The sequence below is a fragment of the Bradyrhizobium sp. USDA 4341 genome, assembly GCF_054063755.1.
Genome location: NZ_JBSSGO010000002.1, coordinates 6,150,121 through 6,175,324, shown reverse-complemented (window position 1 = coordinate 6,175,324; position 25,204 = coordinate 6,150,121). Strand labels below are relative to the sequence as shown.

Below are 25,204 nucleotides of genomic sequence, written 5' to 3'. Positions count from 1 at the left end.
GGAAGGAGAAGAGATCAGGGCCTGCACCTCTTGACGTTCACTCCATCATGTAACATATGAAGTTACATGATACGCGATAGCCGTCTATCCGGGGTGCTGCACGGCCTGCTCCACATGATCGGAGCGGGCGAACCGGTCACGTCGGAGCAACTTGCACAGGCGATGGCCACCAACCCGGTGGTCGTGCGCCGCGTGATGGCGGGCTTGCGCGAGCAAGGCCTGGTCCGCTCCGAGAAGGGCCATGGCGGCGGCTGGACGCTCGCCCGCGATCCCGCCGACATCACGCTGGCCGACATCTATCGCGCGGTCGGCGCGCCTACGATCGTCGCGATGGGCCATCGCTCGGAAAATCCCGGCTGCCTGGTCGAACAGGCCGTCAACGACGCGCTGTCGGGCACGTTTCGCGAGGTCGAGGCGATCTTCCTGAAGCGGCTCGGCGCGGTGACGCTCGACGCGCTCGCGAAGGATTTCAAGCGCCGGCTCGCCAAACACAAACAAAGTCTCGAGGACCAGATTCATGCAGCAAAGTGAACCGGCGAGCCGCCTTCCGTTCAACGATCCCGCGCACTGGGACAAGATGGTCGCGACCTACGAGGCGCAGTCGCAGCCGTTCACGACACACTTCGCCGAGGCCGCGGTCGCGATGCTCCCGATCGGCCCGTCATCGAAGGTACTCGACGTCGCCACCGGCACGGGGGCCGCGGCGCTTGCGGCCGCGCGCAGGGGCGCTGACGTCACCGCGATCGACTTCTCGGCCGGCATGGTGGCACGGGTCCGCGCGCATGATGTGGCGAATATCGCGGCACGGCAGATGGACGGCCAGGCGCTCGACTTGCCGGATGCCGCCTTCGATGCAGCGGTGTCCATTTTCGGCGTGATGCTGTTTCCGGATTGGCGCGCGGGACTGCGCGAGATGGCGCGGGTGACGCGGCCAGGCGGATCGGCGGCGATTGCGGTCTGGAGGAGCGCCGACGGCGCCGCCGTGTATCTGCTGCTCTCCCAGATCATCCGGCGGCTCTACCCCGATGACGTCACGCCGATGCCGTGCACGGGCCTCGCCGAACTCGCCGATCCCGGCCGCCTCAGTGCGGCGATCGCCGCGGCCGGCTTCTGCGATCCTGTCGTCGCCGAGATCACCCACGATTTCCAGCTCAATGTCGTCAATCCCGCCGACGTCGACAAACTGTTCGAGTTCATGCCGCATTGGAGCGGGCTCGATGCGGACCAGAGCGCGGCAGTCGCGCGCGCCTTCCGCAGCGAGATCGAGCGCGGGCGGGTCGGAGACACCTTCGCGATTCCCTCGACCGCACTGATCGCGACAGCCCTGCGTCCCTAACCATCATCTGCTTTGCTGCGCCGAATGAGAAAGGCCGCCGCGCGATCGCCAGATCGCAACCACGGCACGCGCTAACGCCTTCTCAGATTGTGCAATGACGTAGCGGCCCGGCAACGGCGCGTCACAAAAGCAGATGCACGCGGAGATTCCGCGACGCGCCTGCCGAGCCTCGTACTACAGTGAACCCGTATTTTTTGGGATATGCGCCGGCCCTGCTGCGGACCGGCGCGACGGGGGTTACCTTTGTTGCCGATTGCAAACCTTGCGCGGGCTCGTTTCCGCTTGGCCACCTCGCGTCTTGCATCCGAGCTTCGCAACAGACTGCCGTCGAAGGCGATCGCGCGACGCGCCGGATGGCGTCTCGTCCTGATCGCCGCCGCGCTGTTCGGCTCGGTCGCCGCGGCCAGCGCGCAGGCACCGGCGGTGGCCTCGATCTCCCCGACATCAGGTCCCGCCGCGGGCGGCACCACGGTCATCATCTCGGGCGGCAGTTTCAGCACTGCCACCGCGGTGCGCTTCGGCGCCGTCAACGCAACGAGCTTCGTCGTCAATTCGAGCGAGCGGATCACCGCAGTCGCGCCGGCAGGGACCGGCACGGTCGATGTCACCGTGACCAACCCGTCCGGGACGTCATTCGCGTCTCCCGTAGATCAGTACACCTATACGGCGTCCGCGCCGACGGTGACGTCGATCTCGCCGACCGCAGGCCCGACCAGCGGCGGGACGACGGTCATCATAACAGGCACAGCTTTCACCGCCGCGACGGCCGTGACGTTCGGCGCAACCCCCGCAACCGGCTTCACCGTCAATTCCAGCACCCAGATCATAGCGACCGCGCCGGCGGGGACCGGCACCGTCGACATCACGGTGACGACGGCAGTCGGGACATCAGCGACATCAGCGGCGGACCGCTTCACCTTCGCAGCCGCAACGACGACCCAGACCGCGCTAACCTCGTCGCAGAATCCGAGCAGTCTTGGCCAATCGGTGACCTTCACGGCGAACGTCACCGCCTCAGCAGGAACGCCGACCGGCACAGTGACCTTCAGCGACAATGGATCGCCGATCGGCACCGCGACGCTCGCCGCAGGCACCGCGAGCTTCGCGATCTCGACCCTCAAGATCGGCAGCCACACCATGACGGCGAGCTATGCCGGCAGCGGTGCGTTCAACGCCAGCACCTCGCCGGCGCTGGCGCAGAGCGTGAGCGTCCCGGCCGACAGCGTGAAGCTGCGCGCATTGCAGATCGACATCACCAAGCTGGTGGCACAGAACTCCGGCCAGGCGATCTCGGGCGCGATCGACAACGCGATCTCGGAAGGGTTCAGCGACGGCGGCAGCTTCATGACGCCGAGCGGCGCCGGCATGCGCTTCAACTTCGCGGCCGGTCCGGAGAATGGCGTGGCGCAGGCGGACACCGGGAATCGTGGTGCCTACGCCTCGGATCGCAATTCGGGCGCGCGCAGCGGCGGCAGCTCGCGAATCGACAATGCGTTTGCGGCGATCGATCGGCAGATGCCGACCAAGGCGGCGCCCAAAACCCAGACGACGATCAATCGTGAACCACGCGACTGGCTGTTCTGGATCGATGTCAGGGGCAGCGGCATCGACCGCTGGTCGTCGCCGACCTCGCCGGGCGTCGGGACAACAGGTTCGTCGATCTACGGCGACCAGCTCAATGCCCTGATGGGACTGACCTACCGGGCGATGCCGAACCTCCTGGTCGGCGCGGTCGCCGGCTATGAGACGTTCAACTACACGGCCCAGGACATCAACGGAAAGCTCACCGGCGACGGCTGGACCGCAGGCAGCTATCTCGGCTGGATGATCACGCCGACGCTGCGCTACGACGCCGCCGTGACCTTCTCGCAGATCGGCTACAATGGCGTGGCCGGAACGGCGCAGGGCAGTTTCAACGGCGACCGCTGGATGTTCGCGACCGGGCTGACCGGCAGCTACAAGATGAGCAACCTGCTGATCGAGCCGTCCGCGCGCCTCTACACGCTGTGGGAGCATGAGAATGCCTATGTCGACACGCTCGGTACGCTGCAGACGGCGCGTGACTTCGTCACCGGCCGCGCATCCGGCGGCGTCAAGCTGAGCTACCCGCTGGCAACGACCGACGCCGCGGTGGTCTCGCCCTATCTCGGCGTCTATGGCGACTACTATTTCAGCAGGGACGATGCCGCGGCACTGGCCGTGAGCGGCATCCCCGTCAACCCGACGCTGGTGCTGGAGGGCTGGTCGGCCCGCGTCACCGGCGGGCTGAACGCCAGGCTCGCGGGCGGCATGATGCTCGGCCTCGGAGCGGAGTATGGCGGGCTCGGCGCCACGGCCCGGATCTGGACGTTCTCGGCCAGGGCGCGCGTGCCGTTCAACTGATCGAAGACGGCACCCCTGGGCCCGCATCCTCGGCGATGCGGGTCCACGAGCGGCATGCTTACTTGCGTTGGCGCTTGTCGTCGGCTTGCTTTTCTCCGTCACTCGGCGGCTGCAGGCCGGGGCTGTTGGCCCAGCGGTCGAGGTCCTCGATCACCCGCCGGTGGCTCGGCCGCAGCGACGGCGGACCGCCGGGCTCTTGCGACAATTTTCGGGGCAGCTTGACCTGTTCTGGCATGGTGAGGCTCCAGAGCTGGGCGGTGTGCGGGCCGCTCGCCGCGACCGTCACGCAATGCGTGGATCGCCGGCCGCAACGAAGGCGCGAAGATTATTTGTGATCTGCCGGATTCGCCGGTGCTGCGACCGGCTGCACGGGAGCGGCCTGCTCCCACGGCGCCGGCAGGATGACCCGGGCCGGCGGCAGGTTCTGCGCGGCGCGCTGCGCACTGGCATCCGCGTTCGCCGGCCGCGGCTCCTCGCTGGCGCTATCGGCGCGGGCGACGGCGATGGTGATGCCCATCGCCATTACCGCGAGGCCGAGTCCCGCGCCGATCGAAGCGGCGACGACGCCGGTCCGCGGCCTGTTCAGGATGGCAAGATGAGATGAGGTCATCACAACTGCTCCTCACGCAATACACATGGTTCGGAGCCGTGCGGGACGCGACCGTCGCGCACGGCTCAAGGCGGTGATCAGGTCTTGATATCGGCCGGGAGCTTGCCGCCATTGGCGGCGAGCTTGGCCATCACCTGCTGATGCAGCCAGACATTCATGGTGGCGGTATTGTTGGTATCGCCGGTGTAGTGCAGCTCCTTGGCGAGCTCCTTGCGCGCAGCAAGGCTGCTGTCGAGGCCAAGCGCCTTCATCAGGTCGACGATCGAGGTGCGCCAGTCGAGCTTCTCGCCGGTGGCAGCCGCGGCCTTGTCGACGATCGCCGCGACGTCGACCGTTTGCGCCGCGGATGTGCCGGGTGCCGGCGATGCAGATGCAGACGTTGACGTCGATGCCGGTGCGGCGCCGGGTGCAGCCGTCGCTGTGGTCTCAGCGGTTTTGCCGTCAGGTGTCTTGGCCTGGGCGCCGTGGCCGAAGATTGCACCCATGATGCTTCCAAAAATGCTCATGATCTCTCACTCCGTACGCCCGGGACACCGTTGGTCCCGTGACTGGTTCCAGTGACGGGTGGACGATAGGCAGGCCATTGGCCGAGCGGAAGATGACCATCGTCACTATCGGAGTGTGGGACGGCGTGGTGCAGTCGGGGAGAGATTCGTGCGGTCGTGCACCGCATGTCGCGCGCGTTTCATCGTACGCCCCACGTGCGATGAAGTCAGCCGTCCCGGCCCGATTCGCCAGCCCCGAGAAGTCGGGGCGGCTGACACAAACGTGTGCGGAGTTATGTGAACTAGAGCTGACGGCGGCGGATGGTCTGGGCCAGCTCGACGAAGCTTTCGGCGATGCCGACGCCGGTCTTGGCGCTGACCGGTTTGACACTCGACTTGGCGAGCTCGGCAATCGCGCCGGCGCTGCCGGCAGCTTCCGGCAGGTCGATCTTGTTGAGCAGCGCCCGGTAGGGCCGGCCCGGGAAGCGCTGCTCGAAACCGCGGACCAGCTCGACCATGCGGGTCACCGTCTGCGGCCGCGTGACATCGGACACGATGATGGCAGCGGATGCACCGGTGACATAGACGGTGTCGAAAATCTGCGTACCGAAATCGCCGTCGGTGTCCCACAGCACGAGGCGCATCGGGTCGCTGCCATCCGCCGGCACCACGTCATGGCTCAGGATCTCGACGCCCAGCGTCGATTTATACTGGCCCTCGAACCGGTTGTAGATCAGCCGATAGAGGATCGAGGTCTTGCCGACCCCCATATCGCCGAGCAGCATGACTTTTGCGGTGAGCATCAGCGGGCCACTTCGCCTCGGTAGACCGTCTCGAACGCCACGCGGCGATTGCCGCCGGCGGTGGCGTCGAGCCGGTCGGTGATCGGCATCGTCGCGGCACGCGACACCAAGATCAGCCGCGACGGATCGACCCCGAGCGCGGTCAGCTTGCGCTGCACCTGCTCCGCCCGCTTGCGCCCCAGCGTCTTGTTGGTGCCTTCGGTGCCGCTCTGATCGGCGTAGCCGACGATCCGCAGCCTGAGATCATTGTTCGTCAGCAGTCCGGCGAGCTCGTGCAGCTGCTGCTCGGCCTGGTCGTTGTCGAGGATCTCGTCCGAATTGTTGACGAAGAAGATCGCGGTCGTGGCGATGAAGCGGTCGAGCCGCGCCGCCGGACCGTCGGCGACGGATTGCAGCTTCGCAGCTTGCTCGCTCAACTTCGCGTACCGCTCGCCGAGCTTGTCATATTGCTCGGCCAGCGCGGCATATTTCTGGTCGCCCGACTTCGCCTGCGCACCCATCGCCTCGCCCATCTGGTCGAGGCTCGCCTGCAGGCGCGTCAGGCTCTGCTGCAGGCCTGCAATGCCGGCCTGCGATGCCGCCGCCTGCTCCGGCGTGGACACCAGTCCGATGCGGTCGACCACCTTGTAGGGAGCCGCGGCCGCAGCGAGCGCGTCGATCAACGGCGCCGTCTCCAACTGGCTCGGCTCGATGCCCGAGACGGCCACGCTTCGGCTGCCGTGATCGAAGTCGAGCCGCAGCGGGAAGGTGACGAGCAAGGGCTGCTTCGCGGCGAGCTGCTCCAGCGCAGCATGGGTCCGCCGTTCCAGCAGGGCGCGCGTCACTGTGGTCGCGGCAAAATAAAGCAACAGCGCGGCCACAGCGGCGAGCACGGCGAACAGGATCACCTTGCCGCGCCGGCTTGCGATCCGCCGCGGTGTGTCGTCGGTCTCGATCGCGGTTGCGAGCGAGGCGAGCATCGGCGCATCGCAATCCGCGCCGCGATCGATACGTTCGATCGCATCGAAGAACAGCGAATTGATCCTGGCATTGTCGGCGGGGCGCAGCGGCCCCAGGCACTCCGCCGCCAGGATGAAGCGGGGCGATGCGCGCAGCGCGAGCTGTCGTCCGCCGAAATCGAGCGTTTGCAGATTGCCTTCGCCGGCCAGGGCCTGCACGGAGAATTCGAGGATCGCCGCAACCATCGCGCTGAGCAGGTCGGCGCGCTCGTCGACGGTCGCCTCGCGCTTCCAGTCGGCGACCAGGCGGCCATTGCCGCGTTCGATGATCAGGAGCCGGTTGATCTGCGGCGGACTGTCGGCGAGCACGAACTCGCTGATCGGACGTCCCGTCACCAGCGACTTGACCCGCCCGACCCACAATTGCGCCGAGGTCAGCGCATTGATGCGCTGCTCGAGCGAGGCAACCAGTTCCCGGAACGCGTTCGCGACCGCGGCGCTGACCAGCCGGCCGACGATCGGATAGAGCGCCTCGATCATCTGCTCGCGCGAATTCTTGATCTCGCTGCGGATCGCGGAGACCACGACCGGCGCGATCGCGGTGGCGAGCTCGCGCGGCCGGTTGACCTCTGCGCGCTCAAGCGCTTCGACCAGAATGCCGGCGGTGGCCGTCTCCAGGCGATCAGCGTTGCCGACATAGCGCTGCAGCGAGTCGAGGTCGGCTTCCAGCGACGTCAGACGCGTCGCCTCGGGCTGAAACAGCAATGTCTTGAGCTGCTCGATCTCGCGGTTCTGGCCGGCAGCAGCTGCCATGCTATTTGCCCGTGCGGCCGGATCCCAATCCGCTGATCGCAGCGCCGAGCTGGGTGATAGCCGCACCGACATCCTTCAGCGAGTCGAGGCGCTTCTGCTCGGTATCGCGTTCGAGGTCGGAGAGCCGCGCCTGCAGCGCGGTGAGCTCGTTGTTGAAGTCCGCCTGCATCTGCTTCAGCGATGCCTGCATCTCCTCGCGCAGACCCGAGAGATTGGTCTCAATCGAGCGTTGCGCGCCGCCGAACAGGAGATCGCGGACCTGATCGATCGCCGCCATGCCATGCGCCGCGGCGTCCGCGCCATTGCCGGCCGCCGCGTTTGCCAGTCCATCCGTATCCTTGGTCTGGCGCTCGATACCCTTCATGGTCATTCCCTGTTTAGTCAAAGCCGCGCAATCCGGACCTGCCAGTCAAAAAGCAAATCCGAAACAATCCTATAGCCAATTTTGTCGGCGCGGCCCAGAGAAAGGCGAGCAATCTCAGCCGGATCAACCGCGTGGTGTGCAATTGGGGGCAGTTATTTCTAGTAAGTTATTGCCTTTATTGCCAGTTCCGTACGGTTCTTGACCTGGCATTTCTCCAGGATGGTGCTGACATAGTTCTTCACCGTGCCCTCGGCCAAATGCAGCCGCTCGCCGATCTCGGTGTTGCTCTTGCCCTCGACGATCAGCGTGAGAATTTCATTCTCCCGCGCCGTCAGCCCGTCGCGAACCGGCAGTTTCGCCGAGACGCGCGGGCCGCGCAGCCGCTTGAACTCGTCGAGGATACGGGCGGCGACGCTGGGCGACAGCCCGGACTGGCCGTTGATCACTGCGCGGATGGTCGATGCGATCTCCTCCATCCTGGCGTCCTTGAGGAGATACGCCTTGGCGCCGGCGCTGACCGCCTCGAAGATCAGGTCGTTGGTCTCGAATGTCGTCAGCACGACGATATGGGTCTGCGGCAGCTCGCGCAGGATCCGCTGGGTCGCCGCGATGCCGTCGACACGCGGCATCTGCAGGTCCATCAGGATGACGTCCGGCCGATAGCGCCGCGCGAATTCGATGGCCTGCTCGCCGTCGGACGCACCGGGAAGGATCTCGAAATCGTCGTTCTGCTGGGCCAGCAGTGTGGCGATACCTTCCCTGATCAGGGTCTGATCCTCGGCGATCAGCACCCGCACCTTCTCAATTCTGCTCACGGGCTTTCGTTATCCTCTCGAAGGTCTTGAATTGGCGGCAACGACATCAATCGGCCAGCAGGCCGGCAGACGCTGCCGGCGGCACCGCCACGGGGAGCGATATCCGGACCAGCGTTCCCTGTCCGGGCGCGCTCTCCACCGCGCAGCTTCCGCCGACGAGTTCAGCAAATTCGGTCATCCCGATCAATCCGAAATGTCCGGGAGTGGGCACCGCGAGATCGAAGCCGCGGCCGTCGTCGCGGATCTCGACAACGAGCTTGCGACCGACCGCGGCCGGCGCTTCGAAGGCGTGAAAGGAGACACGGCGTGCCTTCGCATGTGCCTGAACGTTGCGCAATGCCTCGCTGAGGATGCGTTGAACCGTCAAGCCGCAATCGCGCAAGCCGGGACGCGCCTCTTCGTCGATCTGGATCGACACCCTGACGCCGCTGCGCGCGGCGAAGTCGCTGAGCAGTCCCTCGACATCGGGATCAAGCTTCAAGTCGTCCGGCGTGCGCAGCCGATCGATGGCCTCGCGGGCACGCGAGAGGCCGCTCGCTGCGGCGTCTTCAGCGGTCGCAAGGCTGTCCGCCACACGCGCCGGGTCGGCCGAAAGATAATGCCTGATCAGCCGGATCTGGGTCAGCAGCGCCACGATCGAATGCACCAGCGTATCGTGCAGGTCGCGCGCCAGCCGCAGCCGCGTCCGCGCCAGCGAGGCAAAGCGCACTTCCGCGCTCGCCGCCTCGAGCTGCTGCTCCATCAGGCGGCGGGCCCGGCGCTCGCTGCCGAGCAGCGTTTCGACCTGACGTCCCGCGAAGTCCGGCATGGCGATCACGAAGTAATGCGACTGCGCGTCATTCCACAGCACGACCGCCGTCATCGGCTGCGCGATGTCAGGCGAGGCACCGCGGACACCGGCCAGTGCGATCATGTCCCGCTGGCTGCGAGCCAGCGCCGCCAGCTCGGCCTCCATGCCGACCAGCAGCATGCATTCGCAGCAATCGACGCCGATTGCGGGAAGCCACTCGACCAGCCGCCCGATCTTCCGCTGCATGCTTCGGTCGGCACCGATGACGGCGAGACCGATGACGTCGGCTCCTGCAGCCGCAAGCAAATCCGCGCTCAAATCGATCATGCGTTGCCCATCAACTCAGCGAGCAGCCCACTCTGGCGTAAGCCGGCAGCGGCCGCAAACGAATATGACTTTCGTCATAACTGATCCTGACTTTCGTCAGATGCCACTACTGCTCGAAATGCGGTTCTGTCTTACGAATGAGCAACAGCGCAAGCCATGATGTGCCACATGCCGGCGTCCATGGCGATGCCGGCCGGGCGCCGCGCCTCGCGGAAGGTCGCGCCAGTCGGCCGGAGTGTGAGCTGACAATGAAGGCCGCGCCACGGAAATCGTTGGGTATCGAGCTCATGTTGGCGGAAGCGGAAAAACCTGCGCGGCGCCGGCGCCTGAGCGCGACCCAGAAGCTGGCGTTGCAGGAAGCGCTCGCCGGCCGCCTGCAGCTCTACCCGCGCGGATATGCCGCGAGCAAGACCGGCCCGTTCCACTCGCGCCGCGCCATCCTCGGACTGGTGCGCGCCGGCCTGATGAGCCTCAGCGCGACCGCGCGCTATGCGGCGGTGACCCGGCGCGCACGGGACATGTACACGGCGCCGGCGACCAGCGAGAGCGAGTAGCGCGCGTCATCGCGCCACGACGCAGACGCTGCTCATATCATTTCCCTCAAAACCCGTCCGGCTCACCCGCGCAGGGAACTGTCGCGCGCGTCGCTCTGACTCAGCCGCAAGATACCGTCGAAACGGACGGCCTACCCCGGCCCGCGACGAACGCTCGCGGGCTCCGCAGATAAACTGCAAAGATAATCTTTACAGTTTACCTTCATATATGCTAGGATGACCGGCATGAACAATGCAGCGGCCCGTACCGGATCAGCGCGCACATCGGCGCTCGCCGAGGATCTTCGTTTGTTGATCGGAACGCTGAAGCGCCGGCTGCGCGAGCAGGGCCAGCGTGAGGATCTTCCGCCGTCCCAGGTCGCGGTGCTGCTGCGCCTCGAAAAGGACGGCCCCGCGACCGTGTCCAGCCTGGCGCGGTCGGAAGGCATGCGTCCGCAGTCGATGAGTTCGGCGATATCAGCGCTCGAGGCCGCGGGCCTGGTGCGCGGCACGCCCGATCCGGACGACGGCCGCCAGACCATCATGTCGCTCACCGATAGCTGCCGCGAGCGGCTGCGCACCGGCCGTGCCGCGCGGCAGGACTGGCTGTCGCGCACCATCGCCGCGCGGCTGTCGGCGCGGGAACAGGATGAACTCGCCGCCGCCGTCGGCTTGCTGAAACGGCTGGTCGCGGATTGATGCCGGCCGCGCCGCGCCAATCGCGAGACAGGAGACGATCATGGCTTTGACGACGCTCGATCCGATCACCGCCCTCATTGTCGTCGATCTGCAATCAGGGCTCGTCGGCGCGCCCTTCGTCCATCCGTTCGCAGACGTCGTGGTTCGCGCCTGCGCCCTCATCAATGCGTTTCGACGGCGTGGATTGCCGATCGTGCTGGTCAATGTCGACGGCACGGCACCCGGACGAACCGAGCGGCCGCGCCACAGCGGACAATTTCCCGACGGCTGGACCGACTTGATTCCGGAGCTCGATCGGCAGCCGGGCGACATCGTCGTAACCAAGCGAACGTGGGGTGCGTTCGCCAGCACCGATATCGAGAAGCAGCTGCGCGCCCGCGGCGTCACGCATGTCGTGGTCGCCGGCGTTGCGACCGGCACCGGCGTCGAATCCACGGCACGGCAGGCCTATGAGGCCGGCTTCAACGTCACGCTTGCGATCGACGCCATGACCGATGCACGGCCCAACGCGCATGACTACAGCATCGAACAGGTGTTCCCGCGGCTCGGCGAAACCGGCTCGACGCAGGCGATCATCGATCTGCTTGAAAGGACCAATGCGCATGAACTGGCTTGACCTCGTCGCCTATTTCTTCGGCGGCGCCTTCCTCACCAACGCGATCCCCCACGTCGTCGCCGGCATGATGGGCGAACCGTTCCAGAGCCCGTTCGCGAAGCCGCCCGGTGAGGGCCTGTCGTCATCGACCGTCAACATCGTGTGGGGCTTCTTCAACCTCGCGGTCGGATATCTCCTGGTCTGCCGCGTCGGCGACTTCGGCTTGAGAACCACCAGCGACGTCGCAGCGCTCGGTCTCGGCGGCCTCCTGATCGGCCTGTTCCTGGCGCGGCGGTTCGGACGGTTTCACGGCGGGAATGAACCGCAGAGACCATGAGACGCGTCTTTCGATCGCTCGCAAGCTTCAACTACCGGGTCTGGGCGGCCGGCGCGCTGGTGTCCAACGTCGGCACCTGGATGCAGCGCGCCGCCCAGGACTGGCTCGTCCTCACCCAGCTGACGCAGCATAGCGCATCGGCGGTCGGCATCGTGATGGCGCTGCAATTCGGGCCACAGCTATTATTGATGCCGTGGAGCGGCTTTGCCGCCGACCATTTCAACCAGCGCAAGCTGCTGATGGCGACCCAGGCGACGATGGGCGCGCTCGCGCTGGTCCTCGGGATTCTCACCGTCACCGGACTGGTGCAGCTCTGGCACGTCTACACCTTCGCCTTCCTGTTCGGCTGCGCGGCAGCGCTCGACGCGCCGGTGCGCCAGACCTTCGTGGCCGAGCTGGTCAGCGACACCAACCTGTCGAACGCGATCGCGCTGAACTCGACCTCGTTCAACGCCGCGCGCATGATCGGCCCGGCCGTCGCCGGCCTGATCATTGCCTCGGTCGGCACCGGCTGGGCGTTCCTGTTCAACGGCGCTTCGTTCCTGGCGGTGCTGACCTCGCTGACCTTGCTGCGCACCTCCGAGCTGCGCCCGAATGCGCGCGCCCATCCCACCAAGGGCAGCGTCATGCAGGGCTTCGACTATGTGTGGTCCCGCCCCGATCTGCGGGCGACGCTGATCATGCTGTTCCTGATCGGGACCTTCGGGCTGAACTTTCCGATCTTCATCTCCACCATGGCGGTGGGCGTGTTCCACACCGATGCGCGCGGCTTCGGCCTGCTGTCCTCGGTGATGGCGCTCGGCACGATGTCGGGCGCGCTGCTCGCCGCGAGCCGCGACCAGCCGCGGTTCTCTTCGCTGATGCTGGGCTCTGCGATCTTTGGCCTCGGCTGCACGCTCGCCGCATTGGCGCCGAGCTATTGGCTGTTCGCCGCCGCGCTCGTCGTGATCGGCGTCGCCGCGCTGACCGTCGCCAACACCTCGAACGCGCTGATGCAGCTCTCGACCGAGCCTGCGATGCGCGGCCGCGTGATGGCGCTGCGGCTCGGTGTGGCGCTCGGCGGCACGCCGATCGGCGCACCGATCGTCGGCTGGGTCGCCGATCACCTCGGCCCGCGCTGGGCGCTCGGGGTCGGCGCTGCAGCCGGCTTTGCCGCCGCACTCGTTGCCCTCGGCATGCTGTCGCGGACAAACGCCGAAGCCGGCCATGGCAGCCTGCCCCCGGCGGAGTGAGCTAGGGTCTCCTTCGGACGTGTGACCAGTAGCGTGGGTGGCTGTGTCCCCGTCATTGCGAGTGAAGCGAAGCAATCCATCTCACCACTTGTGGAAACGTGGATTGCTTCGTCGCTGACGCTCCTCGCAATGACGGAATTGGATGCTTTCGCAACGCCTCAGACGAAGGCGCTCAATCCCGTGATCGACTTGCCGACGATCAGGGTGTTCATCTCGCGGGTGCCCTCGTAGGAATAGATCGCCTCGGCATCGGCGACGAAGCGGCCGATATGATTCTCGAGCAGGATGCCGTTGCCGCCCAGCAGCTCGCGCGCATAGCCGACGGTCTCACGGCACTTGACGGTACAGAACGCCTTCGCCAGCGAGGCATGCTCGTCCAGCATCACGCCCTCGTCCTGCATCTGTCCGAGCCGCAGCATCATCGCCTGTGTCGCGGTGACGTTGCCGAGCATCCGGACCAGGAGATCCTGCACCAGCTGGAAGCCGCCGATCGGTCTGCCGAACTGCTGCCGCTCGGTCGCATAGCGCAGCGCATGCTCATAGGCGCCCATCGCGCAGCCGACGGCGAACCACGCCACCCCGGTGCGGGTCATGCGCAGCACCTTGGCGGTGTCCTTGAAGGTGTTGGCGTTCTGCAGGCGGTCCGCCTCGGGCACGCGGCAGTCCTTCAGCGTGATCAGGCCGTTCTGCACCACGCGCAGCGCCATCTTGGTCTTGATCTTCTCGACCGAGAAGCCGGGATTGTCCTTGGCCACGACAAAGCCCTTGACCTGGTTCGAGCCCTCCTCGCGCGCCCAGATCACGTTGATGTCGGCGAAGGTGGCGTTGCCGATCCACTTCTTCTGGCCGTTGAGAATCCAGACGTCGCCCTCGCGCCGGCAGGTGGTCAGCATCCCGCCCGACGTCGCGGAGCCGACCAGCGGCTCCGTGAGACCAAACGAGCCGATCTTCTCGAAGCGCATCATTGCAGGCAGCCAGCGCTGCTTCTGGGCCTCGTCGCCGCACAGATAGATCGAGCCCGCCGAAAGCCCGGTGTGCACGCCCCAGAAGGTCGCGACCGAGGAATCGACCCGCGCCAATTCCATCGCGACGAAGCCGTTCAGCAGCCAGCTGCCGCCGGCCGCGCCATAGCCCTGGTAGCCGACGCCGCCGATGCCGATCTCGGCCATCTTCGGGATGATCGCGAACGGAAATTCGTCGCGGCTCCAGAACTCTTCGATGACCGGTGCGACCACCCCCTCGGTGAATGCGCGCACACGCTGCACCAGCGCGCGCTCCGTGTCGTTGAGGACGGTGGCAATCCCGTAGAAGTCGCCGTTGATCGGCGGCGGCGCGTAATCCGGCTTGGCTGACCGTGTCGCCTGCGCGTTAGCCATGGTGTCCTCCCTGATGCATGGCGATGCTTCGCCTTTGTCTCGCGCTCCCGACAGGACCGACGCCCTGCCGGGATTCGTCTCATCGTGACGTCAGGTTGGCTTGTTCGGGCGGACGCTGGCGCGGAACTCCTCGAAGTTCTCCTTCATCCGGTCCTGGATGATCTTCACCGCTTCCGTGGTCGACTGCCGCGCCGTCGACGCGCTGTCCTGCGCGCCCTTGACCGCGATGTCGAACACCTTCCGCGCGAATTCGGTTTGCAGAGCGAGGTTCTCATGAATTTTGCCGAGCGGCTTGTACTCGCGCGCCAAGGTCGAGGCCTCGCGCAAGCCGGCCTCAATCACCTCGCGCTGCTTCTGCGCCACCGATTGCGCGCCCTGGGCCGCAACCTTCGCGCTCTGACCGAGCGCCTCGAGGTTCTTCTTCTGGGCTTGCAGCAATTCGTCCACGTTCAGCTTCGGCAAGCCGAGATCACTGCCGAACTTCCGCAGCATGTCTATGTAAGAGGTATTGTCGGTCACGATATCCTCCCTGGTTGCTGTGTTTAGGGCTTCTGCTGTCCGCCTCCGGACGTTGGAACGAGATCCCTGAAGTAGCTCGTCGTTCGCGAGAGCAGGGATGACGACACGACCTGACGGCTCTCGTCAGCCAGAAACGCTTCGATCAAGTCGGCGGTTTCCTTTGGCCGCGTCACCATGAACAGATGTCCGTCGTCGATCAGGCGCAGCTCGGCGTTCGGGATCAGGCTCGCCATGATCTGACCGTTGACCGGAGGGACCAGCGGATCGTCGCTGCCCATCAGGATCAGCGTCGGCTGCGGCAGCGACCACAGCCAGGGCAGGCTGGTCCAGCCGGTCATCGCGAGCAGTTGATAAAGATAGCCCATGCTGCGCGCGCCGTGCATCGCGGCCGCATGCCGGCCAATCAATGACGGATCGTCGCGAAACGCCCCGCCATAGATGTCGGCGGCGATCGATTTCATATAGCCCTTGTCGGTGTAGCGGCGCGGCGTCGCCATCTTCCACAGCACCGACGGACTTGCCGGCACCATGGTGAAACCCGGCGCGGTCGCGGCAAGCACCAGGCGGCGGCAGCGCTTTGGAAACTGATGCGCGAATTGCTGCGCGATGCCACCGCCCCAGGACACGCCGGCGACATCGACCTCGGCGTAGCCCAGCTCCGCAACGAGCCCGGCGGCAAGCCGCGCCAGGGTCGACGGACGATAGGGCCATGCCGGCCTCGGCGATCCGCCGACGCCGGGCACGTCGAAGATGATGGCGGTGGTGCCGGTCAGCGCGTCGAGGAACGGCTTCGCCAGCTCCCAGTTGGCGCCGATCCCGTTGAACAGCAGTAATGGCGGGCCGCTGCCGCCGCCGTGCCGGATCGCAACCTGAAGCAGCTGACCGTCGACCGTGACCTGCCGCGTCTCGATCGTGCCGCGCTGCGCAACCGCCGCCGGCCCGGCCTCGTCAGCGCTGGTGAGATCGTCAGTCAAAGACGTAGGTCCCCGGTGCCGCGGCAAGAGATGGATAGCGCCCGCTGCCGAGCGCGGCGGGCGCCGCCACCTCGTCGCCCGAACGCGCCTGCAGCCAGTCGCGCCAGTCGAGCCACCAGCTGCCCTTGCGCTTCTCGGCCGAGGCCATGAACGCATCGGGCTTGTCCTTGGAGATCGGCCCGATCATGAAGGACGCCTTCGGATTGCTCGGCGGATTGAGCAGGCTCTGCAGGTGCCCGCTGTTCGACAGCACGAAGGTGGCGCCCTCGCCCATGATCTGGGCGGTCTTGTAGACGCCCTTCCACGGCGTGATGTGGTCGGTCACCCCTGCGACCACGTAGCTGTCGGCCTTGACCTTGCTCATGTCGATGGTCTTGTCGTTGAGCGTCAGCTTGCCGGCGTTGACGAACGGGTTGGAGAAATAGAGATCGAGATAGTCGCCGTGCAGCGCCGCCGGCAGGCGGGTCGTGTCGGCGTTCCAGTACAGGATGTCGAACGCCGGCGGCTGGTTGCCGAGCAGGTAGTTGTTGACCCAGTAGTTCCAGATCAGATCGTTGGGCCGCATCCAGGCGAACATCCGCGCCAGGTCGTGGCCATCGACGATGCCGCGCAGCTGCGACGTTGCCTTGGCCGCCCGCATGGTCTCCGGCGTCATCAGGCAGCCGAACGTGCTCTCCTCGGCCGAATTGGGATCGAGCAGGCAGACCGCCAGCACCAGGTTCTTGATCTTCTTCTCGGCGGCACTGCCGAGCGTCGCGAAATAGGCCGTCGAGGTGATGCCGCCGGAGCAGGATCCCATCATCGAGATGTCCTCGCTGCCGGAAATCTCGCGGGCCGCGTCGACCGCCTCGTCGAGCGCGGCGACATAGGTGTCGAGCCCCCAGTCGCGATGCGCCGCCGTCGGGTTGCGCCAGCTCACGGCGAAGACCTGGAAGCCGCTCTCGAGCAGGAAGCGGACCATGCTCTTGTCCGGCGACAGGTCGAGCGCGTAGTACTTGTTGATCTGCGGCGGCGTGATCAGCAGCGGCCGCTTCCTGACCGTCGGCGTCGTCGGGGTGTACTGGATCAACTCCAGCAGCTCGTTGCGGAAGATCACCGCGCCCGGGGTGGTCGCGAGGTTCTCGCCGACTTTGAACGCGCTCATATCCACCATCGACGGCATGCCGCGATTCTGCGTCAGATCGCCGATGTAGTTCTTCAGGCCGCTCCACAGGCTCTGCCCGCCGGTGTCGATGAACTTGCGGACCGCCGCCGGGTTGGTGAGCATCGTGTTGGTCGGCGCGACCGCATCGATCAGGATATCCGTGATCAGATGCGCCCGCTGCTTGTCGATGTCGCTGAGGCTGGTCTTGTCGACCAGGCCGTTGACCGCCTCGCCCCACGCCAGATAGGCCTTGAGCAGGCCGGAGTGCAGCGAGCTCTCCTTCCAGGTCGGATCGGCAAACCGCTTGTCGCCGGCCTTCGGCGCGCGCTCCGACTTGCCGGCAGCGATCGAGCCGAGCTCGCCGACGAAGGACAGCCACTGCTCGGTTGCGACCTTCGGCTCGTTGATGACCGCCTTGAACAGGATGCCGGCGCCCTCGACCAGGTCCTGCCCCTGGATACCGACCAGCGGATTGAGTGCCAGCGTGTTGCGCGACGCGGCCTCGGACATGTCAGACGCCGGGGAATCCGGACTGCGATTTTCCGTGCTCATTGCTTTGCTCCCGCCGCGGGGATCAGAAGGGCCAGCGTTTCGGCGATCAGCGCCGGCTTCTCCGATCCTTCGACCTCCAGCGTGTTCAGGGTTTTCATGATCACCTGGCCACCGTCCTTCGGCTCAACGCCCGACAGCACGACCCGCAGCCGCACCCGCGCGCCTGATGGCACCGGCGCCAGGAAGCGCACCTTGTCGACCCCGTAGTTCAACCCGGCGGCGGCATCGCGCGGGATGATGCCGACCTGCATCGCCAGCGGCGCCACCATCGCGAGCGTCAGATAGCCATGGGCGATCGGACCGCGGAACGGACTCTCCCGTTTCGCGCGTTCGACATCGACGTGAATCCATTGATGGTCGCCGGTGCAGGCCGCGAACGCGTCGATACGCTGCTGATCGATCGTGACCCAATCGGAGAGCCCGAGCTCCTTTCCGAGGTGTTCGCCCAGGCCGGCAAGTGTGAGGTTGCTCATGACATCGTCCTCCACGATCTTTTCTCGACTGCACCCGAGCCGTCACATGTCGCCGTACAGCTCGCGCAGCTCCTTCTTGTTGATCTTGCCGACGCTGGTCTTGGGAATGCTGTCGATGAACAGGATCTTGCCGGGGATGCCGTATTTCGAGATCACGCCCTTGTCGGCGAACAGCTTGAGATGATCCTTGATGGCCTCGTCGCTGAGGCCGTCGGCACCGGACGGTTTCTTGACCACGAGCGCGAGCGGCCGCTCGCCCCATTTCTCGTCCTTGACGCCGATCACCGCGGCCTCGGCCACGCCGGCGCATTGCGAGATCAGATCCTCGATCTGCAGCGACGAGACCCATTCGCCGCCGGTCTTGATCACATCCTTGATCCGGTCGGTGATCTGGACGTAGCCGCCCGGGCTGACCACGGCGATATCGCTGGTGTGCAGATAGCCGCCTTCCCAGAGCTGCTCCGAGCCTTCGGGATTGTTGAAGTAGCCCTGGGTGAGCCAGGGTGCCCGCAGCACGATCTCGCCGGGCGACTTGCCGTCATGCGGCACGTCCTTCATGTCGGGATCGACGATGCGCAGGTCGACCAGCGGGCCGGCCATGCCGGCGCGGGTGCGGAATTCGACCTCGCCGTCAGGATCGCCACTGAGATCCCTGGATTGGACATGGGACACCGCGGCAAGCGGGCCGGTCTCCGACATGCCATAACCCGCGAAGATGTCGATGCCGGCCTCCATCGCCTGCTTGGCGAGCGCCTTCGGCAACGCAGAGCCGCCGATCACCATCTTGAGGCCCTTGAGATCGACCTTGGCCGCGGCGGCGGCGTTGAGCAGCATCTGCAGGATGGTCGGCACGCCGTGGGTGAAGGTGACGCCTTCGCTCTTGATCAGCTTGACCAGCATCGCCGGCTCGTAGCGGCCGGGATAGACCTGCTTGGTGCCGGCCAGCGTCGCCGACCATGGAAAGCCCCAGGCGTGAACGTGGAACATCGGCGTGATCGGCATGTAGACGTCGTCGCGCGAGAAGCGCCCCTGCGACCCGGCCATGCCGAACAGTGCGAGACCGGCGATCGTGTGCAGCACGAGCTGGCGGTGGCTGTAATAGACGCCCTTCGGCAGACCGGTGGTGCCGGTCGTGTAGAAGGTGGTGGCCTGGGTGTTCTCGTCGAAATCGGGAAAGTCGTAATCCGGCGAGGCCGCCGCAAGCAGGCCCTCATACTCGCCGATGAAGGACAGGCTGCCGGTCTGCGGCGACGGCTTGTCCGACATCACGATCATTCGCTTGACCTTGGGCAGCTGCGCCTTGATGCCTTCCAGCAATCCGACGAACTCTTCATTGACGAGCAGCGTCGATGCGCCGGCATGATCAATCGTGTAGGCGATCTGCTCCGGCGACAGGCGGACGTTCACCGTCTGCAGCACGGCCCCCATCATCGGGATCGCGAAGAAGGCTTCGAGGAAGCGATGGCTGTCCCATTCGAGCACGCCGACGGTGTCGCCGGGCTCGACGCCGGCCTTGCTGAGCGCCGAGGCGAGGCGGCCGATCCGCTCTCGGGTCTGTCGATAGGTCTGGCGCTTGAGATCGCGATAGACGATCTCCTGGTCCGGCGCCTGGACGCTCGGCGTGTGCCAAAGCTGCTTGAAGATGAGCGGATAGTGATAGGCGGATTGGGCAGTCTGAATCAGCCTTCCAACCATGGAAGCCTCCCTCGACCTGGCATGTCCTCCGACCGTTGCGTCCGCAGTTCTAAGCGAGCGGATCGTGTGGTCTGCCGTGCTGCATCACGACGGTCTGACCGTGTGACATTAGGACGAAGCCTCGCGTGACGCCCGAGATTTGTGAAGGTCCGAAACGGACATCGGCGGGGTCTCAACCGGACAAGGTGCTCTCATCAATGGCGGCGGTCTTGCTGCTGCGCAGCAAGGGAGGCCCATTGATGAGTCTTGGGTTTTGGCGCGAACCGGCTATGTTCCGAGGGCTCGCGAACGGAAATCCACTCGGGCCAGGTTTGCGGCGCACTGCTTTCCGACCGAAGGAAAGGCTGGTTCACTTTGCAACCAACCACGCGACTGAAGAGGCCTGTGGGCTCCCGCAACGATATCCTGACCGTCGGCACCGGCGACAAGGTCTATGAGACGACCAAGCTTGGCGCTGTCTTCGACATGCTGGCCGGCGCCGGCGTCCCGGCCGACGCCATCCTGCGCGACACCCGTATTCCGCTGGCCGATGTCCACTCGCCGCAGGCGCGGATCTCGCTGACGCAGCTGATGACGGTTTGTCAAAACGCCCTGCGCCTGTCGACCGACCGTCACCTGCCCTATCGCATCGGCGCATCGATCCACATCTCGACCTACGGAATGTACGGCTATGCGCTGCTGTGCTGCCCGGACTTTCGCAAGGCAATGGAATTCGCGATGCGCTACCACGCGCTCGCCGCGCCGCTGGCGACGATCGAATTCACCGAGGACAAGGCCCATGCGAGATGGACCATCGAGCCCAATCTGCACGCACTTGCCGATTCCGCCCTGTACCGGTTCGTCGCCGAGATGCAGATCGGCATCCACATTTCGCTGATGCGCGACATCATGGGACCAGGCTTCGCTCCCTTTGAAATCACGCTCGCCTATCCGCAAGCACAGGACTTCGATCTTCCGCTCGATCACGTCGGGTGCCCGGTGCGCTTCGATCAGCCGGCCAACCAGATCGTCTTCAAGGCGCAGTTGCTGGACCGGAGAGCGGATCTCGGCAACAAGACGACATACCCGACCATCGTCGCACTCTGCGACGACTTGCTCGGAGACTTGAGATTGCGCACCGGCATTGCCGGAAAAATCCGCGCCATCCTGCTTCGCGACATCGCAAACCCGCCGACCTTCGAGGCCATCGCCAAGCAGCTCGGCGTGAACGACCGGTCGTTGCGCCGCCAGCTTCGTCAGCAGGGCTTTTCCTTCCGGGGGCTGCACGACGAGCTGCGGACCCAGATTGCGCTGAAATATCTCCGCAGCACGACGCTGGCCAATGACGACATCGCATTGGCGCTCGGCTTCAGCGATGCGGCGAACTTCAGGCGTGCGTTCCACCGCTGGACCAACAAGGCCCCGAGCGATATCCGCGGCGAATGATTGCGGGCCGCGACCGTTGACCGCCTCGCTTGCGCGGACGTCGGCGCTAATACGCGTAGGACGTCTTGCCCGGCTGCACGGTCAGCCGAAAGGCAACATCGGTCGAACCGTCCATCAGCTCGATCAACTGGTCACACACCAGGCATCGAAACTCGCCGGCGATGCCGCCCTTCGATGTCAATTCGATCCGGCGATAGCCGGCCTGGCAATGGGGGCACGTCACGTCAGATTTTCGCATGGAATCAGCAAGCCGTTGCTCTCTCTATTTTCCATATGCCCATCGTCAGAAATGTGACGGCGTCACGATCTGTGCGAAACAGACGGTCTCTTCGCGCGTGTTATCGATGACTGTAAACGGGTGCTGGCGGGCGATAGGGAAACGCCGAGACCCCGAAGTTGCGGCCATATTGCTGCTGCACCGCCGGGACGTTGACCACACCCACCTTGAGATCCTGCGATTTCGCATCGATCGGCGGCGTGTTGGTCACGGGTGGATTGACCTGATCGACCTGCTTCTTCAACCGCTCGTTGATGCAGCCAAGCGAGCCCGCATCGCCGCAGCGCTCGGCGGGCGCGCCGCCGCTGCCTCTTGCCGCAGCCCGGCCGGTGCCGCCACTGGTGTCGCGGTTAAGGTTGAGCGCCGGCGGCGGTGTGCCGACGACAATTTCCGGCAGCGGCGTGTGTTGCTGCGTCTGCGCCTGCGCCTGCATCGCCGACAATCCGGCAACGGCGACCGCCAACATGATCACTTTCATCGGTGCTGCTCCTTGCAGAACCACAACTGTTTCAAACGATAGGAAGCCAAGGACAGATATCAAGCGAGGATATCAAGGCAGCGATATGAATCCGGGCGGCGCGGCCTTGCTATTTCCCTCCCCGCACCTGGATCACAAGCGCGTTGAGCCGCGTGTTGAGCGCGGCGAGATCGACGCGGCCGATGCGTCCGCCGCCGCCGAGGCATTTGCGGCCACATCCGCCGCCACCGCCGCCGGCACGGCCCGGTTCGCCGAAGGTCGCGACCGGTACGGTGCCGGTCACCCGAAAGCCGCGGGCAAACAGCCGGGCGCGCACCGCCACGCAATAATTCACCGACAGATAGGAGAAGCGGGTCTCGCCATGACCGGCGCGGTACTTCATGACCGCGGTACACAGGTCGCCGCCGGCAAGACGCCATGCCTGCGCAAGATACATGACGCCGAAGTGAATGTTGTTCTCGGGAATCGCGAGTTCGGCAAGGGAGCCGGAAAAGCCGAGCATGCGCGCGGTCGACGGCAGCAGCTGCATCAGCCCGATTTCACCGACGCCGCCGATCACGTCGGGATTGTAGCCGCTCTCCACGCCCATCACCGCCTCGGCGATCTCGGGCGCAAGCCCGCTTCCCGCCGCCTCCTTCTCGATCAGCGCGCGATAGCGCATGCGCGCGTCCGACACCGCGGGCTGGCTTACCGGCGGAGGTGGGAGCGTTTTCCCGCCGGCGTCCTTCGCCGCATCTTTGGCCGGCGCGGCCGGCTTCGCCGTCGCCTCGGCCGGCGGCTTTGCTGTGGCGTCGGCTGAAGGGTCTGCCGACTCGACGGCGGCAAAGCGGGTGCTGAAGGACGACGCCGGCGTCTCTCCCTCGGCATGCGCGGGCTGAACAAGACAAAGCGCAAGCACAAGACCGCCGGCTGCGATGCGGCTGCCCCGGTGACGAGCAGGATCAAGCAGCTTCCGCCATCGGCTGAGGCTGCCCGCCTTCATCGTTGAGGCACCGTCATCCATCGGTCGCTTACGGCCCTGATCGTCGCGTGTCCGCATGATCTACTGGATCGTGGGAACTGCCCCCGCTTCCGCGGCGTGCTCATGGGACGGCTGCTGGGCCGGCGCACTCGGCTGCGGGACAGCCGCCGCGCCATTCCGGGCGACGATCTTCGGCAGCTCCTCGCGCAGATAGGCGATCAGCTCCTGAACCAGCCGGTCCCAGACCTCGATCTGCGCCCGCACAAAGTTCGGCGCCACGCCGCCGGCCACGGAGACATCGACGCAGAACATCAGGAATGGTTGGCTGAACTGCAGCCGCCCGAACCGCCGTGTCGTGTTCCAGCGATTGACGAGGTCGAGCGGCAGCTCGCCCTGCACCTGAAGCGTGGTGACCAGCGTGGCGTCGACAAAGCTGTGCTCCTCGCCGACGAGCTGGTTTCCCGGCCGGATCTCGAAGCCGAGCCCCGCCGTCGCCGAGCGCAGATAGATCGTGTTGACGACCGGATCGGTCAGCGTTTCGACGCGATAGCCGACATTCTGGAAGCTGTCGCGCAACCCGTCGATGGTGAGCTTGGTGATGATCTCGGACATCTTTATCTCCGTATTACTTCTTCGACGCGTCGAGCAGGCTCGACAGGGCAAGCTCGTTGAGGACGGGCGGATGTTGCTTCAGCAGCTCGGCGAGATAGGCCCGCCGCATCATGTTCGACCGCTCGGAGCGGATCTGCAGCACCAGCTGGTCGCGCACTTCCGGCAAGGTGCGGGTATAGGACGCCTTGGTGTCGAGCAGCTTGATGATGTGCCAGCCGTCGTCGAGCTTGATCGGCTCGGACACGCTGTTCTTGGCGAGCCCCATCACCTGGTTGCGGATCTCCGGACGGATCTGGGTCTCGGCAACCCAGCCGAGGTCGCCGGCATCCTTGGCGGCGTTGTTGTCGCCGCGTGCGATCGCCGCGAAGTCGGCTCCCGGCGCCTTCAGCTTGCGCTGCACGTCGTCGAGCTCCTGCTTCGCCTTGTCCTCGGCGGCCTTGTCGCCCTCCTTCGGAGCGGCGACGAAGATCTGCGCGAGCTGGAATTGCCGCGGCATCAGGAATGCGGCGCGATTGGCCTCGTAGACCTTCTGCAAATCGTCCTCGCTCGGGAAATTGGCCGGCGGCGTCGACACCGATTGCAGGTAGAGCTCGACCACCGCCCCCTCGCGCGCCCGGTCGAGCTGCGCGGCGACGGCGGGTTGCTGATCCCATTTCTTCGCCACCGCTTCCTGCAGCACGAGGCGGTTGGCGAGCAGCAGCCGGACCGCCTGGCTGAGCATGGCCGGATCCTTGGCCAGCGCAGCCTGCTCGCGCGGCGCGAGGGCTGCGACATAGCTGCGGAGATCATCGGCGGAGACGTTGGTGTCGCCGACCCGCGCGATGACATTCCCGGGCGCGGTGGGCTTCGGCGCGGCCGCGACCGGGGCCGGCGCGGGCGTAGCGGCGGCTTGCGCCTGCGCCGCAGGCTGTGGCTGCGGTTTCCTGACCGGAGCCTGCACGGCGCGCGGCGCGGGAGCCTGGGTCTGGGTCTGGGCCTGCGCCGAGACATCGAGCGGCGCAACGAAAGCCACAACGGCGGCGGCGAGACCGATCGACCAAAGCGGCTTCACGATAGTGGCGGTCGTCATGGATTCACCTTCTGATCGAGGAATTTGTCCTGGCTTTCCTGCAGCTGATTCTGGATTTCGACGCGGCGCTGCTGAATCATCGGCTCGCGCGAGACCACGATCTCGCCGATGGTCAGGTCCTTGTAGCGCTGCACCATCTCCTTGCCGGCCTTGATCAGCTGGGTGTTCTTGGCAATGCAGCTCTTGGTGCTGGCCTTGTAGGCGGTGGCCTCGCCTTCGAACTTGGCGCGCTCGGCGTCCTTGGTGCGGGCAACGGTGGCCGCCTCCTCATACGCCGACTTCCACTTCTCCAGCGTCTCGTCGCGTTCAACGAGCCGCTGATTGAACTCGTCGACGGCGTCGCGATGTTCCTTGTCGGCCTTCTTCAGCTGCGCCTTGAGGTCGTCGACCTCCTTCTTGGCCGCCGCCTTTTCGCGATCGGCGTCGGCGACTTTGGCCTGCAACGCCGTGCGCTGGTCTTCCAGCGCGCGGGTCTGTGCCGTCGCGCTACGCAAGGCGTCGCGCAGGCGGTCGGTCTCGGACTGGGCGAATGCGGTGCCGGAGCTCAGTGCTCCGATCACCATCATCAGGACGAAGAGTGCGATGCGCAT

At 65.6% G+C, this 25,204-nt stretch carries 29 protein-coding genes; 9 read left to right on the top strand and 20 right to left on the bottom strand.

The genetic code is table 11. The features are described from left to right. The first annotated feature begins 66 nt into the window (after positions 1–66). The 3 genes from ACVIGB_RS35325 to ACVIGB_RS35315 all read left to right on the top strand — a co-directional run bounded on the left by ACVIGB_RS35325 (position 67) and on the right by ACVIGB_RS35315 (position 3,718). Positions 67–531, top strand: a complete 465-nt coding sequence (locus ACVIGB_RS35325; protein ID WP_097674443.1) for an Rrf2 family transcriptional regulator — start codon at positions 67–69, stop codon at positions 529–531. Beyond that, a complete protein-coding gene (locus ACVIGB_RS35320) occupies positions 518–1,336 on the top strand; it encodes a class I SAM-dependent methyltransferase (RefSeq protein WP_456719194.1) in 819 nt (272 codons plus the stop codon). Before ACVIGB_RS35325 ends, ACVIGB_RS35320 begins: the two co-directional genes overlap by 14 nt. Before the next feature lie 282 nt (positions 1,337–1,618). Continuing rightward, positions 1,619–3,718 (top strand): Ig-like domain repeat protein, encoded by a 2,100-nt coding sequence (locus ACVIGB_RS35315; RefSeq protein ID WP_456719195.1) that lies wholly within the window; start codon positions 1,619–1,621, stop codon positions 3,716–3,718. A gap of 58 nt (positions 3,719–3,776) precedes the next feature. On the opposite strand, the gene ACVIGB_RS35310 is transcribed toward ACVIGB_RS35315, so the two are convergent. From ACVIGB_RS35310 to ACVIGB_RS35275, 8 genes are all read right to left on the bottom strand, one after another. Next, complete coding sequence (locus ACVIGB_RS35310; protein WP_342708355.1) at positions 3,777–3,953, bottom strand: hypothetical protein; 177 nt, start codon at positions 3,951–3,953, stop codon at positions 3,777–3,779. Between the two features lie 90 nt (positions 3,954–4,043). Next, entirely contained in the window at positions 4,044–4,328 is a 285-nt protein-coding gene (locus ACVIGB_RS35305; RefSeq protein ID WP_456719196.1) for a hypothetical protein, read from the bottom strand. 77 nt (positions 4,329–4,405) lie between these two features. Further along, positions 4,406–4,834 carry a DUF3597 domain-containing protein gene (locus ACVIGB_RS35300; RefSeq protein WP_171947961.1) on the bottom strand — a complete coding sequence of 143 codons (429 nt, stop codon included), beginning with the start codon at positions 4,832–4,834 and terminating at the stop codon, positions 4,406–4,408. Positions 4,835–5,115: 281 nt separating this feature from the next. Beyond that, complete coding sequence (locus tag ACVIGB_RS35295; RefSeq protein ID WP_456719197.1) at positions 5,116–5,616, bottom strand: Rab family GTPase; 501 nt, start codon at positions 5,614–5,616, stop codon at positions 5,116–5,118. Beyond that, a complete protein-coding gene (locus ACVIGB_RS35290; RefSeq protein WP_456719198.1) occupies positions 5,616–7,367 on the bottom strand; it encodes an OmpA family protein in 1,752 nt (583 codons plus the stop codon). Before ACVIGB_RS35290 ends, ACVIGB_RS35295 begins: the two co-directional genes overlap by 1 nt. Position 7,368: 1 nt before the next feature. Next, entirely contained in the window at positions 7,369–7,731 is a 363-nt protein-coding gene (locus ACVIGB_RS35285; protein ID WP_231168749.1) for a hypothetical protein, read from the bottom strand. Between the two features lie 158 nt (positions 7,732–7,889). Continuing rightward, positions 7,890–8,546, bottom strand: coding sequence for a response regulator transcription factor (locus tag ACVIGB_RS35280; protein WP_050406118.1), 657 nt, complete (start codon positions 8,544–8,546; stop codon positions 7,890–7,892). Between the two features lie 46 nt (positions 8,547–8,592). Then, positions 8,593–9,663, bottom strand: a complete 1,071-nt coding sequence (locus ACVIGB_RS35275) for a sensor histidine kinase (RefSeq protein ID WP_456719199.1) — start codon at positions 9,661–9,663, stop codon at positions 8,593–8,595. A gap of 248 nt (positions 9,664–9,911) precedes the next feature. Here ACVIGB_RS35275 and ACVIGB_RS35270 point away from each other — a divergent pair, with 248 nt between their 5' ends. From ACVIGB_RS35270 to ACVIGB_RS35250, 5 genes are all read left to right on the top strand, one after another. Beyond that, positions 9,912–10,217, top strand: a complete 306-nt coding sequence (locus tag ACVIGB_RS35270; protein ID WP_244549755.1) for a hypothetical protein — start codon at positions 9,912–9,914, stop codon at positions 10,215–10,217. Between the two features lie 225 nt (positions 10,218–10,442). Then, a complete protein-coding gene (locus ACVIGB_RS35265) occupies positions 10,443–10,895 on the top strand; it encodes a MarR family winged helix-turn-helix transcriptional regulator (RefSeq protein WP_456719200.1) in 453 nt (150 codons plus the stop codon). A 40-nt stretch (positions 10,896–10,935) separates the two neighbouring features. Then, positions 10,936–11,511 (top strand): isochorismatase family protein, encoded by a 576-nt coding sequence (locus ACVIGB_RS35260; protein WP_456719201.1) that lies wholly within the window; start codon positions 10,936–10,938, stop codon positions 11,509–11,511. Beyond that, positions 11,498–11,827 (top strand): hypothetical protein, encoded by a 330-nt coding sequence (locus ACVIGB_RS35255; protein ID WP_212316957.1) that lies wholly within the window; start codon positions 11,498–11,500, stop codon positions 11,825–11,827. The genes ACVIGB_RS35260 and ACVIGB_RS35255 overlap by 14 nt, the downstream gene beginning before the upstream one ends. Then, a complete protein-coding gene (locus ACVIGB_RS35250; protein ID WP_456719202.1) occupies positions 11,824–13,059 on the top strand; it encodes an MFS transporter in 1,236 nt (411 codons plus the stop codon). Before ACVIGB_RS35255 ends, ACVIGB_RS35250 begins: the two co-directional genes overlap by 4 nt. 158 nt (positions 13,060–13,217) lie before the next feature. On the opposite strand, the gene ACVIGB_RS35245 is transcribed toward ACVIGB_RS35250, so the two are convergent. The 6 genes from ACVIGB_RS35245 to ACVIGB_RS35220 form a co-directional block, all read right to left on the bottom strand. Next, a complete protein-coding gene (locus ACVIGB_RS35245; protein ID WP_092122728.1) occupies positions 13,218–14,435 on the bottom strand; it encodes an acyl-CoA dehydrogenase family protein in 1,218 nt (405 codons plus the stop codon). A 90-nt stretch (positions 14,436–14,525) separates the two neighbouring features. Further along, on the bottom strand, positions 14,526–14,954 hold the full coding sequence (locus tag ACVIGB_RS35240) for a phasin family protein (RefSeq protein ID WP_143046799.1): 429 nt from the start codon (positions 14,952–14,954) through the stop codon (positions 14,526–14,528). A 23-nt stretch (positions 14,955–14,977) separates the two neighbouring features. Next, on the bottom strand, positions 14,978–15,928 hold the full coding sequence (gene phaZ / locus ACVIGB_RS35235) for a poly(3-hydroxyalkanoate) depolymerase (protein WP_456719203.1): 951 nt from the start codon (positions 15,926–15,928) through the stop codon (positions 14,978–14,980). Beyond that, positions 15,921–17,624, bottom strand: coding sequence for an alpha/beta fold hydrolase (locus ACVIGB_RS35230; RefSeq protein ID WP_456719204.1), 1,704 nt, complete (start codon positions 17,622–17,624; stop codon positions 15,921–15,923). The genes phaZ and ACVIGB_RS35230 overlap by 8 nt, the downstream gene beginning before the upstream one ends. Further along, complete coding sequence (locus ACVIGB_RS35225; RefSeq protein ID WP_456719205.1) at positions 17,621–18,097, bottom strand: MaoC family dehydratase; 477 nt, start codon at positions 18,095–18,097, stop codon at positions 17,621–17,623. The genes ACVIGB_RS35230 and ACVIGB_RS35225 overlap by 4 nt, the downstream gene beginning before the upstream one ends. A 42-nt stretch (positions 18,098–18,139) precedes the next feature. After that, positions 18,140–19,792 (bottom strand): fatty acid--CoA ligase, encoded by a 1,653-nt coding sequence (locus ACVIGB_RS35220; protein ID WP_456719206.1) that lies wholly within the window; start codon positions 19,790–19,792, stop codon positions 18,140–18,142. Positions 19,793–20,176: 384 nt separating this feature from the next. Here ACVIGB_RS35220 and ACVIGB_RS35215 point away from each other — a divergent pair, with 384 nt between their 5' ends. Beyond that, positions 20,177–21,217: an AraC family transcriptional regulator gene (locus tag ACVIGB_RS35215; protein ID WP_456719207.1), complete on the top strand. Its 1,041-nt coding sequence runs from the start codon at positions 20,177–20,179 to the stop codon at positions 21,215–21,217. Positions 21,218–21,263: 46 nt separating this feature from the next. On the opposite strand, the gene ACVIGB_RS35210 is transcribed toward ACVIGB_RS35215, so the two are convergent. The 6 genes from ACVIGB_RS35210 to ACVIGB_RS35185 all read right to left on the bottom strand — a co-directional run bounded on the left by ACVIGB_RS35210 (position 21,264) and on the right by ACVIGB_RS35185 (position 25,204). Further along, a complete protein-coding gene (locus ACVIGB_RS35210) occupies positions 21,264–21,440 on the bottom strand; it encodes a hypothetical protein (protein ID WP_224924689.1) in 177 nt (58 codons plus the stop codon). A 115-nt stretch (positions 21,441–21,555) separates the two neighbouring features. Next, on the bottom strand, positions 21,556–21,972 hold the full coding sequence (locus tag ACVIGB_RS35205) for a hypothetical protein (protein WP_456719208.1): 417 nt from the start codon (positions 21,970–21,972) through the stop codon (positions 21,556–21,558). 109 nt (positions 21,973–22,081) lie between these two features. Next, a complete protein-coding gene (locus tag ACVIGB_RS35200) occupies positions 22,082–22,954 on the bottom strand; it encodes a lytic transglycosylase domain-containing protein (RefSeq protein ID WP_456749257.1) in 873 nt (290 codons plus the stop codon). Between the two features lie 60 nt (positions 22,955–23,014). Continuing rightward, complete coding sequence (locus ACVIGB_RS35195) at positions 23,015–23,545, bottom strand: YbjN domain-containing protein (RefSeq protein ID WP_456719210.1); 531 nt, start codon at positions 23,543–23,545, stop codon at positions 23,015–23,017. A gap of 13 nt (positions 23,546–23,558) precedes the next feature. Next, positions 23,559–24,614, bottom strand: a complete 1,056-nt coding sequence (locus ACVIGB_RS35190) for a peptidylprolyl isomerase (protein ID WP_456719211.1) — start codon at positions 24,612–24,614, stop codon at positions 23,559–23,561. Then, the gene (locus ACVIGB_RS35185) at positions 24,611–25,204 is read right to left on the bottom strand and encodes a hypothetical protein (protein ID WP_456719212.1); all 594 of its coding nucleotides are present in this window, start codon (positions 25,202–25,204) and stop codon (positions 24,611–24,613) included. The genes ACVIGB_RS35190 and ACVIGB_RS35185 overlap by 4 nt, the downstream gene beginning before the upstream one ends.

Bases quoted from the DNA above. Each gene is read 5' to 3' on its own strand.
- ACVIGB_RS35190 (WP_456719211.1), bottom strand. From the start codon at position 24,614: ATGACGACCGCCACTATCGTGAAGCCGCTTTGGTCGATCGGTCTCGCC.
- ACVIGB_RS35270 (WP_244549755.1), top strand. From the start codon at position 9,912: ATGAAGGCCGCGCCACGGAAATCGTTGGGTATCGAGCTCATGTTGGCG.
- ACVIGB_RS35205 (WP_456719208.1), bottom strand. From the start codon at position 21,972: ATGAAAGTGATCATGTTGGCGGTCGCCGTTGCCGGATTGTCGGCGATG.
- ACVIGB_RS35195 (WP_456719210.1), bottom strand. From the start codon at position 23,545: ATGTCCGAGATCATCACCAAGCTCACCATCGACGGGTTGCGCGACAGC.
- ACVIGB_RS35255 (WP_212316957.1), top strand. From the start codon at position 11,498: ATGAACTGGCTTGACCTCGTCGCCTATTTCTTCGGCGGCGCCTTCCTC.
- ACVIGB_RS35305 (WP_456719196.1), bottom strand. From the start codon at position 4,328: ATGACCTCATCTCATCTTGCCATCCTGAACAGGCCGCGGACCGGCGTC.
- ACVIGB_RS35220 (WP_456719206.1), bottom strand. From the start codon at position 19,792: ATGGTTGGAAGGCTGATTCAGACTGCCCAATCCGCCTATCACTATCCG.
- ACVIGB_RS35290 (WP_456719198.1), bottom strand. From the start codon at position 7,367: ATGGCAGCTGCTGCCGGCCAGAACCGCGAGATCGAGCAGCTCAAGACA.
- ACVIGB_RS35200 (WP_456749257.1), bottom strand. From the start codon at position 22,954: ATGAAGGCGGGCAGCCTCAGCCGATGGCGGAAGCTGCTTGATCCTGCT.
- ACVIGB_RS35285 (WP_231168749.1), bottom strand. From the start codon at position 7,731: ATGAAGGGTATCGAGCGCCAGACCAAGGATACGGATGGACTGGCAAAC.
- ACVIGB_RS35265 (WP_456719200.1), top strand. From the start codon at position 10,443: ATGAACAATGCAGCGGCCCGTACCGGATCAGCGCGCACATCGGCGCTC.
- ACVIGB_RS35250 (WP_456719202.1), top strand. From the start codon at position 11,824: ATGAGACGCGTCTTTCGATCGCTCGCAAGCTTCAACTACCGGGTCTGG.
- ACVIGB_RS35300 (WP_171947961.1), bottom strand. From the start codon at position 4,834: ATGAGCATTTTTGGAAGCATCATGGGTGCAATCTTCGGCCACGGCGCC.
- ACVIGB_RS35310 (WP_342708355.1), bottom strand. From the start codon at position 3,953: ATGCCAGAACAGGTCAAGCTGCCCCGAAAATTGTCGCAAGAGCCCGGC.
- ACVIGB_RS35275 (WP_456719199.1), bottom strand. From the start codon at position 9,663: ATGATCGATTTGAGCGCGGATTTGCTTGCGGCTGCAGGAGCCGACGTC.
- ACVIGB_RS35185 (WP_456719212.1), bottom strand. From the start codon at position 25,204: ATGCGCATCGCACTCTTCGTCCTGATGATGGTGATCGGAGCACTGAGC.
- ACVIGB_RS35325 (WP_097674443.1), top strand. From the start codon at position 67: ATGATACGCGATAGCCGTCTATCCGGGGTGCTGCACGGCCTGCTCCAC.
- ACVIGB_RS35245 (WP_092122728.1), bottom strand. From the start codon at position 14,435: ATGGCTAACGCGCAGGCGACACGGTCAGCCAAGCCGGATTACGCGCCG.
- ACVIGB_RS35320 (WP_456719194.1), top strand. From the start codon at position 518: ATGCAGCAAAGTGAACCGGCGAGCCGCCTTCCGTTCAACGATCCCGCG.
- ACVIGB_RS35225 (WP_456719205.1), bottom strand. From the start codon at position 18,097: ATGAGCAACCTCACACTTGCCGGCCTGGGCGAACACCTCGGAAAGGAG.
- ACVIGB_RS35260 (WP_456719201.1), top strand. From the start codon at position 10,936: ATGGCTTTGACGACGCTCGATCCGATCACCGCCCTCATTGTCGTCGAT.
- ACVIGB_RS35295 (WP_456719197.1), bottom strand. From the start codon at position 5,616: ATGCTCACCGCAAAAGTCATGCTGCTCGGCGATATGGGGGTCGGCAAG.
- ACVIGB_RS35230 (WP_456719204.1), bottom strand. From the start codon at position 17,624: ATGAGCACGGAAAATCGCAGTCCGGATTCCCCGGCGTCTGACATGTCC.